This window comes from Pectobacterium sp. CFBP8739 (assembly GCF_013449375.1).
Lineage (GTDB): Bacteria > Pseudomonadota > Gammaproteobacteria > Enterobacterales > Enterobacteriaceae > Pectobacterium.
In genome coordinates this window covers 1-9872 of sequence record NZ_JACDRR010000038.1, presented here as the reverse complement: position 1 = coordinate 9872, position 9872 = coordinate 1, and the positions used below count along the sequence as shown (strand labels likewise).

Below are 9872 nucleotides of genomic sequence, written 5' to 3'. Positions count from 1 at the left end.
ATGGTAAGCCTTGAAAACGGAAGCAATGTGGTGCAGGGAGCGTTTAATCAGCGTGGGTAAGGATAACTGCTGATGAAAGAAGGGCTATGTCTTAACAGGCATAGCCCTTTTTCTTGGCTAAAGCAGATAAGAATTAAGTCAGAATTTAAACTGATATTGATTAACTAATTGATTAATATGAAAGTTATAAAATACCTTATAACAGCAAAATAAATAGCACTTATTGCTAAATCGCTCTACACCCCGCCCAGTGACAGCTCTCTCGCCATCTCATCTATTTTTGTATGAAAAACACTCAATTCAAGTTCAATTCTGATTTTCCGAGGCTTGAACGTCATAAGCGATCTGCAGATACTACATTCATCAAAACAACAACGGAGAAATATATGACAACAAGAAGACTTATTCGCCTGCCGGAAGTGATGAATAAAACAGGATATAGCAAAGCATGGATTTATCGACTTATTAGCAGGGGTGTATTCCCAGAACCGATAAAGATTGGCATAAGAGCCAGAGCTTTTGTTGAAAGTGAAATCGATGAATGGATTGAGAATATTATTCAGTTTTCACGTAAACACGCTGATTAATGAACAATACACTATTAATGCGATGAGGAGGTTTTATGTAAAACGTTAAACACTGTGTTTTTTACAATACTATAAAATAAAAACCAAAATATTGATGCATTAATAATGCAGGGTATTTTACACTATAAACAAAGAAAAGGAAAAATATATGAATAAGAAAAATAATGGTTTTGATAGGATCGCTACTGAGATGTTTCTACTATTAGCAATGAAAGAGTATTACCGTATTTATTGGGATATAGTCAAAAAAGGGCCAAAAGAGGCATTTAATTTACTTACTGATAATCATCATATGGAAACAGTCTATGACCAAGTAATCGAACGAGCTAAAAAGGGTGTAGCCAAAAATAAGCGCTATCTTATCGATTTTGAAGGGGTGAGAATGGAGGTAATGACGCTGCATACCAAAGCTTTAGTGTTAGCCTATATGTAAATCTATTTGGCCCCTTCTTGGGGCTGAAAATAAACCAAATATTAAATAATCATATAAAAGTGAGAGTTAATTATGTCTAAAAATAATAAAGTTAAAAACAAATCTACAAAACTGTTCCTTGATCTTGCTAAAAGATCGTTTGAGGCAAGTTGGATCAGTTTACAAAATGATCACGATGGGGATATAAGAGAGTATATTAGTGATCATGATTTTATGAGTGCAACTATCATGTGCGTGATAATGCATATTAAAAATAACTTTGAGAGTTTAACACAGAGAGAAGGAAATAATGTGGATATTGACGAGGTTGATCTTAAGGTTATCGCTAATCTGTTGGTAAGGCATTCGTATTTATTTGTTCATAAATCTTTATAGTTTCCTTTGAAGATATATTTGCCCCGTAAGGGGCAGGTAAAAACATTTATGACAATAGGAGAAAACTGATGATTGATGAGTTCCACGTTATGTTTATGTATAAAAAAATCCAAGCTGAAGCCGCTACTACTGATATGAAAACACTGAATCAACTATTGAAGAAGTTTCGAAAAGTGGTAGAGGAGCGGCGTGAGGAGCATTATCAGGAGATTGGTAAAAATAAGGTGCGTAAGCTAAAGATGAAAAGACTCCTCAAGTTGATGGCGCGTGATGGTATTTCACCACAGGAACTATGTGACTGGCAGTAGCCAGTCTATAAAAAATATGCTCATTAAGTTCTATCGAAAATTAGTAAAATCGGTGTTTGCGAAAGTTTGATAGTTATTAATATTTAAGTTTTACATTTGGTTATAAGTGGCTATCGCCACGATCATTAATGAAAAATCCATCATTAACAGGGGCAAGCCCTGTCCAGCGAAGTGATTGTTGGCGACAATCACCAAGTGCTGCTTCGATAAATTTTTAATCCAATATGAAAAATATTTGTATGTCAGCATTAGGGCGTAGCCTTGCGTCAGCACATGAGCGTTAGCTCATAGATGGTGGGGATTTTCAAAAAAAGATTTTAGTTAAATAGAAAGGAATAATTAGCAATAAATTATTAGAAACCCTGTACGGCGATCATAAAAATCGCCCGGTTTCTTTTAATCCTCTTAAGTATTATCTCTTACTTCTTGTAAAATTAAGTTAAGACAAAAACGGCCTGTAGCCCTTGGGGTATAAGGCTTGTGTTGGAAAACAACGACTGACTATACGGTCAGTATTAGTGACTCTATGGTCAGCATTACTGACTACACAGTAAGTTTTTCTGACTATGTAGTCAGTTCTTATATCATTTTTACGCTAAAAAATGACAGTGATTTAAATCATCGTCACGGGAAAACTTGCGATTTATAAAATATTTTCGCAAAAAAATATGCAAAAAACTTGATATCTGTTTCATGTATGGTATTTACTTTATTATAAATAAAATAATAAAAGGTGATAATATGATTAAAGAAATGGAAGTTGACTTGGATTTAGGCTTAAACCCTTTTTGCTTTGAGACCGAGCTAAAGATTGAAACACGAAAGAAAAATCTGACCGTTTCACGAGGCACAGAACTTATAGAAAAGAAAGATACAGGTAAAAGCTACTTCGCCAATATCGTGCATACGCAAGAGGTCGATAAAGAAGAGTTCATTAAACTCTATACCTCTCAGATAAAAGCATACTTTGATCTCACGAAAACAGCATACAAAGTGTTTTTCATATTTTTACGAATATATCAGGATGCGATAGGAAAAGATCATTTTTACCTGAGTTGTAAAAAAGCAATGTCTCTTGCGGAAAAGATAGATCACTTTGTTTTATCTGAATCAATATTTTACAGAGGAGTAAAAGAACTTATCGAAAAACGTATCATTGCTAAAACCAATGAAAAAAACTGGTATTTTATAAACCCTGCTATTGTCTTCAATGGTGATCGTGCTCGCTTTGTTTCAGAGATTATAAAAAAGAAAGAAACAATGGAAGAACAACCGGAAAGTGTGGTCAGAAATGGTGGCGGTAATGAAAGTGTTAAAGGGAAAAACAAGTCAATTGAGTCAGTCATAGAAGACGTGAATAACCAAGAAGACATAGATTTGTTAATCGCGAGATTACAGGCTAAAAAGTCCCAAGGGGAAATGATGAGTAAAAGCATGGATGGATATACCACTCTTTTACCACCAGAAGAACCATTAGATTGGGACAGTATTTAAAATTAGTCACATTATTATGTAGCAATAGGGCGTATTTCCTATTGGGAAGTGCTGGATATGTTTATTAAAATTTTTGGTTTGATAGTATTTTTTATCAAGGTAAGTTTCAGCAAGTGAATGAAGCTGATCATTTTCTATTACCTTTGTGATACCAACAGCCCAGACACTGCGAAGATCTAGTTCGGATTTTCGCATCTGACCGATTTTTTTCAGATCGCTAGCCATATTCTTAACACAAGTTGTTGGATTAGGATTCTGCTTAAATTCAATTGCCATGTATCTTTCTTGTACCCATCCTTTTTTACGTAGTAGAAAATCTGGGCGGAAATAATATTTTTCTTTATTTTGACGATAATCAAACTCAAGTATCTGTTCTCGCCAGTATAAATGTTCAGTATTTGCCAACATATTCGCAAATTCAACTTGCAACCAAATTTCCCATCCGGTTATTTTATGTTCATGAATGATATGTAGTTTTTGTTGAATGTTTTTTTGAGAGAAAAAATCACTTAACAGTCCATTTAGATGCTGAAAATCTCTGTTAATCATAAATTCTTGTCCGTATATATTTTATTAGTTATATTTTTTACGTTCATATCTTACATCAATATTCTTTAAAATAAAAGGTAAAACAAAGAATGAAAGTTTTATTTTTATAAAAAATAGCATATCGATTCGAATGCGGAGAGAAGGCAAATTTTGTATTAACAAAGTAGTTATTCGACTGAGATCATATTCATGATGAGGGGTATTCACAAAGATAATTTTCAGTGATTGAGTAAAAGAGCTACACGAAGGTATTTCATATTGAAACGCTGGGTAACGTATTATTTACATGAGTTAAATTTGATTTTCCTATAATAAACATGGTATTAAAAATAAAACAAAAAGGAAAATAAAAAATGACTAATATTAAAATCATCACACTATTTAATACTAATGATAAAATACCATTTATGACTTGTGTTGTTAAATATGTTGAAGAGAATGAATGTGGGATAAAGCTTACCCTCGAAAACAACAATAACATCTATGTCAAAGATTACCATTCTTTCTTCCTGTCTGAATCAGTAAATGATTGCGATAAGGAACGAATGGTAAATGTGTATGGGAGATTGATTTCTGAACTCAGTCAAGTCAGCGAAGAAACAATAAGCTTACTGATGTCAGAAACCAAAACCTACAACAGTCAGCATCCCAACACACCCGTTAGTGTTCTGGATGATTACTATTACTGCGGTAGGGTAAAAGCTAATGCTCCAGATGAATCCGCATTGATGAATGCACTTGGCCTACAGGATCTGCGTGAAGCCATAACAGAAGATGTCTTCTTATCCGAACTGGAAGACTCTGGCGATCTCTATGAGGCGTTATCTCAGGCTGTTGATAGACTTAAGATCGCTGTTGCATTGTATAACAATGCTAAGTAATGACCCGATATTATCGGTAGTATCACGTAAATCTTTAGTCTTTTTTTATTTATATGCTAGGTTATTGATCCGTAGATCATAAATAAACACTTTGTCTTTTTTTGAGATTTATTTTGTGATAGTAATACGTGGTATATTCAAATGGTTATTACTGGAATGAAAATGGAAAAAATATATATAATTGAGAAAAAATATGACTTAGAATCATACATTTCAGAAATTCAGAATAAAAATAAAGGTAAAGAAATATCGTATTCAGACTTTTTATTAAAGGCTGGTGCTGCTGCGCTAACAATTAACTACCTTCCAATAAAATTAATTGGTGTCGCTGCCACTGTTAGCCCAATGGTTTTTAATCTATTCTCTAACAAAAATAATGGTGACATAACAATTACTAAAGAACAAGCTAAAATCATTGATGGAGCATTGAATAAATATTCATTAACTATTGAGGAAACGAAGGATAGGAAACTTAAATTCCCCCCCGGACATCCAATTGTTGGTCTTTTTTATAGACTTCATCCTTTAGAAAAAATAAATTCTGAAAAAGAGAGTTTATATATACCTGATGACTACTATGAACAACTTTTGCTACAAGAAAGAGAAGCTGAGCTTTTGAAGGTATTAATAAATCTAGGTGCAACTAGAATAAAAATAATTAAAACGACTAATAAATTTAATAATAAAAACATTCAATGCGAGACTAATGTCGAAGCTTCAGCAAGTGTACCGTTTTCAGTAGGTTCTGGAATCAATAGTCAATCTAATCAGCAAAACTTTGAAGGCGAATCAAGACTGTTTGAACTGGCTGGTAAAAAATGGGTTAGTGGTGACCTACTAGATAAAAAAGAGTATTCATGGTTACCATTTGAACCTCAGTGGGGGTCCTTAATTCTTGCTAGGGAGATTGGTGGTTGCACTAGAGCCGCTGTTGAGATGACTTCAAAATCTGTTTTCTCGGCAGATATCTCAGCTAGAGCAAAATTACAGACACATATAATGTCAGCAAATACAGAATTAAAAATTGAAAATACTGATGAGGATGTAATTTCATACAAGTACGAAGTTGATTTCGCAGCAATGTAATAAATAATATAAATTTTTATTTAGATATTGGCAGGTTTTTTCTGCCAATATTAAATTATGTGACTATTATATGTGATTATTTCTTTCCTTTAATCCAACAATCCACGCGAAACCTTACTCGCCGTCTGGCTGAAATTATATCGGTCAACAACATTCCCTTTGAACCAGATTTCGAGGGAGTTCATATGCGCCGTGTTGCTGTTCTTCAGCAGGGCCAGTCCGGGAATATAGTTCGAGATCTGGCTCTCGCCTGACATACTGGAGTAGGACCACATTTCCTGAGCATCATTGGTAGCTCGTGTTTGTGGCTCCCCGAATGCGTTAATAACATCTTGCTGGGTCGTTTTCCCCTTAACGATTTTAGTTTTTACGGTTTGTTGGGTTTCGGCTTTAAGGGATTTGTTGCCATAGGTGGTGCAAGCGGTAAGAGGCAGGATCACCAATGCAGCGATAAACAGTTTTTTCATGTTAACTCCATATAAACAGTAAACGTAAAAATAGGCGTGAAGAAACCGGGACCAGCGTTGTGTTGCTGCTGTCCAGTGAAATAGGCCATGTTAATTAGTGGTGAAGAAAGCCGCTTATTAAAAGCCTGTGATTTTTTTATCTAATCAGCTAGCGGCATCCTTCACTGCTGTTTTCCCTGATGTTGCATTAATAAAACCTACGCCAAGGACATAGAACAGTGCTGGCTATTGGTCATAGGGTTTGACGTTCTATCCCTACAAACCAGCGCATAAACGGTCCAGTGAGCCTTCTGTTCACTTTATCCAGTAACGATTCATCTGGCAAGAAAATGATCGGTAAATTAGATCGATAAATTGATATTGATAGTTTATAGCTATTAATAATGTTTTTTCGATCGGTGGTTTAATTGATTTAATCGATCGATATATATTTAATGATAGTTAATAACTATCGTTATTTTGATTTTGATCGTTACAAACGATATGACGGCCCACAAAAATAATTGAATCCTATCAATTGGTTAATCAGGTGGTTTTGCTGCGTTATGCCAGTAAGAACAAGCTTTAACGACTACAGGTGCGCAGCAGACTACCTCTACATAACAGCATTGTTGATTATCAGGATGGATAGGAAGATGAAGAAGATTTTGCTCGTTGCTTCTGTAGCTCTTTTGTTGGCGGGATGTGGGGAGAAAGGCGACTTTGAGAAGGCGATTAACGCGAAAATTTCAAAATCAAAGGTGTGCTACTCACTTCAGAACAATGACTTTGCTTTCAACAAAGGTTTTCCAGTAAAGGTTAATCATGGCTATCGTTCTGCTGGATACAATGCCAGCGATGAAATCCTGAACGGGCTTGTTGAACAGGGGCTGCTCAATGTTTCGCAGCAACCTAACGGATTTGGTAGCGTTAATGTATTAGAGATAACAGACAAAGGACAAGAGGTTGATTTTTGGAACCATGAGGAAGGTGCCTGTGTCGGTCATCGTATCGTCACTGAGGTTAAAAGTTGGACTGAACCGAGTGATGGCGCTGGCGCTAAAATTACACAAGTGACCTATACGTGGAAGCTCGATGGCGTTCCGGGCTGGGTTGATAAAAATGCGTTCTCTGGCGTCAAGGGGATGGCTGAACCAGAAGAAGCCAAAATTGTTCTGGTGAAAACCAATAACGGCTGGAAAGCAAAATAAACTTACTCTCGTTGCAAGTTGTTTGTGAATAGCCCTTTGCAGGGCTGTTCATTTAGAATCTTTTGATAAATATCAGTATTTGCTTTTTTATAAAATATTAAAGTTGTAATTGTGAGCATGTTAATTATTTTAGGTATTTAATAAATGGAAATTGATCATATATTTATTTGCTCGGATCATAACGCGCCTATTGCCGATTTTTTAGTTGAAAATGGCATATTGGAAGGATCTTGTAATAGACATCTCGGACAAGGAACAGCCAATCGTCGTTTCTTTTTCAATAACATATTTCTTGAGTTTATTTATCTTGATCTTGACGAATATACCCATAAGAATAAAAGAACATCTCCAAAACTCGATATTGTTAAGAGGTTAGTGGATAAGAATGAGTTATATTCTCCATTTGGTATAGGTTGTCGTCCAACGAGACAGGGGGAATCAATCACTTTTCCTCACTGGCAGTATCAACCAAGCTATTTACCTGATGGCTATTCTATACAAGTGGGGATTGCGACACCCAATGAACCACTTTGGTTTTTTTTGGACTTTTCTGGGAGGCCAGATCAAGTTGAAGAAGAAAAACGTCAACCGCTTAATCATCCTTGCGGGATTCGAGAGTTGACTGGCATTCAATTAAGCATACCAACAATAAACCCGCTCTCTCTTTCGGCGGATGCAATGAAAAAAATTGAGGGTGTCGAAATAAATCAAGGAGAAGTGCATAACATTATTCTTACATTTGATTATGGTAAGCAGAATAAAAAAATAATATGTTACCCTGAAACCCCATTAACAATTATTTATTGATGGTGATTATTATATTAATTAATGTTTATAGGCTGTTTGGATAGTTTTAATTGAAGTAAAAATAGATTTTTCGTGATAGTTAAGTTAGGAGTATAATATTGAATACTATTTTTTTATATGTGTTGAGGACGACTTGGAAGTAGTGAGATCTCATCCTTGGTTGGACTATAAGTGTCACTGTTAAACCTTGTGCGTCTCTCATGTTCAGCGCGTGAAACATAGATCCCCAGCACCTCATCAAACACATAGTTTTCGGCAATACGCTTATCGTGGTCAGCCTCAACAGGAACCGGAACAGGCTTCTTCTTGGCCCAGATGAATTTCTCTTTTATGTATCCAACCACCAGTAGGGTAAAACGCTTGAACAAACCATCCTGACGAGGTTTAACCTGCTTTCTCTTACTTTTAACAGGAGCGCGTTTAACCGCTCTGGCAGTTGAAGAGGAGGGGGTTTTCAATTTCGTGCGTGTATGAGGCGCAGGGGCAACCAGAACAGGCTGTTGTTCTTCGGATGATGACGACTGCGAACCTGTTTCAGAGAACTCTGTTCGAGGTTGTATTTCAGGCAATACGATTTCAACAGGCTCAGGCAGTTCGGACACGGTGAAGCTTCTGAGGTCAACAACGATCTGCAGATCTAAATCTTTGAAGACACTATATGTGGCCTGAGCTTCTTGTTTCATCTCATCACGAACAGCCTGTTCAGCAGCACGTTTTTCCTGAACGCTTTTGCTGTTCCACTTGGCACGATGAACACGTTGCATAGGGGAACGGCTGGTTGCTGTTGCCTTGGCGAGCCATAACGCTTTTTCTTCGACATTCAGGGTAATAGCGGCATTTTCGAGTGCTTCATTGTATTGGGTATCAATAGAGCGATGATCAATACGCTCATTGCTGCCAGCAGCAGTAAGATAGCGATTGGCAATCACAGACCATGATTCACGCCAAAGGATTACGTTTTTCTTGTCATTCCAGCTTCTTTCTTTTTTGCCGAAGCCATTAGCGGTGATCGGTTTTAATGTCAACATCACATGCGCATGTGGATTATTGCCATCCAAATCGTGGAATGCGATATCGGCAATCATTCCTTTATCGACGAAATTTTTCTGACAGTATTCAACGACCAGTTTTATCTTGTCTTCATTGTTCAGTTCACAGGGAATAGCCACATCAAAATAACGGGCTGTTTGTCCGTCTTTCTGACGTTCAACCCTTTCAACTTCATTCCACAAGGAGCTTGAGTTTTCGAAAATATCAGCAGGTGCGGAAATAGGTGCTAATATCAGATGATGGAATAAATCTGTTCGGTGGCTGAAATCGTAGGTATTGCCAGTGCGATCATCTATTATTCTGCAACGTGCATGATAGGCAGCCTTCCTACAGGAAGACATACCCTCAGAACGTTTCACAATTTTAAACTCCAGATGAAAAATCGCCATATAATAAATACCCTCAAATATAACTATGCTGCTGTTAGTTTTTCGCAAGAAAAACTCTATGTCTTGACCTTGGTTTTGCTTTTAGCCTGCGGCAGGCAACCCCCGGTAGGGCCCACACGCTCACGAAGTGAGTGTATAAGTGGGCATTGTTTTTTCTAACAATGTAAAACCCCTACTTAATTAATACGAAATATGTTAATGCCTGTAAAACAAAACGCCGGATTAAGCGGCGCAATCTAAATGACTTCGCCTAATA

At 36.5% G+C, this 9872-nt stretch carries 12 protein-coding genes; 9 read left to right on the top strand and 3 right to left on the bottom strand.

All coding sequences use genetic code 11. The annotated features are described in order from the left end of the window. Positions 1-386: 386 nt before the first annotated feature. The 5 genes from H0247_RS19110 (at position 387) to H0247_RS19090 (ending at position 3197) form a co-directional block, all read left to right on the top strand. Positions 387-587, top strand: a complete 201-nt coding sequence (locus H0247_RS19110) for an AlpA family transcriptional regulator (protein WP_049594956.1) — start codon at positions 387-389, stop codon at positions 585-587. A gap of 148 nt (positions 588-735) precedes the next feature. Beyond that, positions 736-1020, top strand: a complete 285-nt coding sequence (locus H0247_RS19105) for a hypothetical protein (RefSeq protein ID WP_180743942.1) — start codon at positions 736-738, stop codon at positions 1018-1020. Positions 1021-1092: 72 nt separating this feature from the next. Continuing rightward, positions 1093-1395: a hypothetical protein gene (locus H0247_RS19100; protein WP_180743941.1), complete on the top strand. Its 303-nt coding sequence runs from the start codon at positions 1093-1095 to the stop codon at positions 1393-1395. A 68-nt stretch (positions 1396-1463) separates the two neighbouring features. After that, entirely contained in the window at positions 1464-1703 is a 240-nt protein-coding gene (locus tag H0247_RS19095) for a DNA-binding protein (protein WP_180743940.1), read from the top strand. Between the two features lie 744 nt (positions 1704-2447). Then, entirely contained in the window at positions 2448-3197 is a 750-nt protein-coding gene (locus H0247_RS19090; protein WP_180743943.1) for a hypothetical protein, read from the top strand. A gap of 6 nt (positions 3198-3203) precedes the next feature. On the opposite strand, the gene H0247_RS19085 is transcribed toward H0247_RS19090, so the two are convergent. Next, on the bottom strand, positions 3204-3746 hold the full coding sequence (locus tag H0247_RS19085) for a hypothetical protein (protein ID WP_180743939.1): 543 nt from the start codon (positions 3744-3746) through the stop codon (positions 3204-3206). Between the two features lie 353 nt (positions 3747-4099). On the opposite strand from H0247_RS19085, the gene H0247_RS19080 reads away from it, so the two are divergent. Next, entirely contained in the window at positions 4100-4627 is a 528-nt protein-coding gene (locus H0247_RS19080) for a hypothetical protein (protein ID WP_180743938.1), read from the top strand. A 162-nt stretch (positions 4628-4789) separates the two neighbouring features. After that, on the top strand, positions 4790-5713 hold the full coding sequence (locus H0247_RS19075) for a hypothetical protein (protein WP_180743937.1): 924 nt from the start codon (positions 4790-4792) through the stop codon (positions 5711-5713). 89 nt (positions 5714-5802) lie between these two features. Here the strand turns inward: H0247_RS19075 and H0247_RS19070 are convergent, their stop codons facing one another. After that, a complete protein-coding gene (locus H0247_RS19070; RefSeq protein WP_180743936.1) occupies positions 5803-6180 on the bottom strand; it encodes a hypothetical protein in 378 nt (125 codons plus the stop codon). 635 nt (positions 6181-6815) lie between these two features. On the opposite strand from H0247_RS19070, the gene H0247_RS19065 reads away from it, so the two are divergent. Next, positions 6816-7370, top strand: coding sequence for a DNA-directed RNA polymerase subunit beta (locus H0247_RS19065; protein ID WP_180743935.1), 555 nt, complete (start codon positions 6816-6818; stop codon positions 7368-7370). 144 nt (positions 7371-7514) lie between these two features. After that, positions 7515-8177, top strand: a complete 663-nt coding sequence (locus H0247_RS19060) for a glyoxalase-like domain protein (protein WP_180743934.1) — start codon at positions 7515-7517, stop codon at positions 8175-8177. 113 nt (positions 8178-8290) lie between these two features. Here H0247_RS19060 and mobQ read toward each other — a convergent pair whose 3' ends face one another. Continuing rightward, positions 8291-9616 (bottom strand): MobQ family relaxase, encoded by a 1326-nt coding sequence (gene mobQ / locus H0247_RS19055; protein ID WP_180743933.1) that lies wholly within the window; start codon positions 9614-9616, stop codon positions 8291-8293. Positions 9617-9872: the final 256 nt, after the last annotated feature.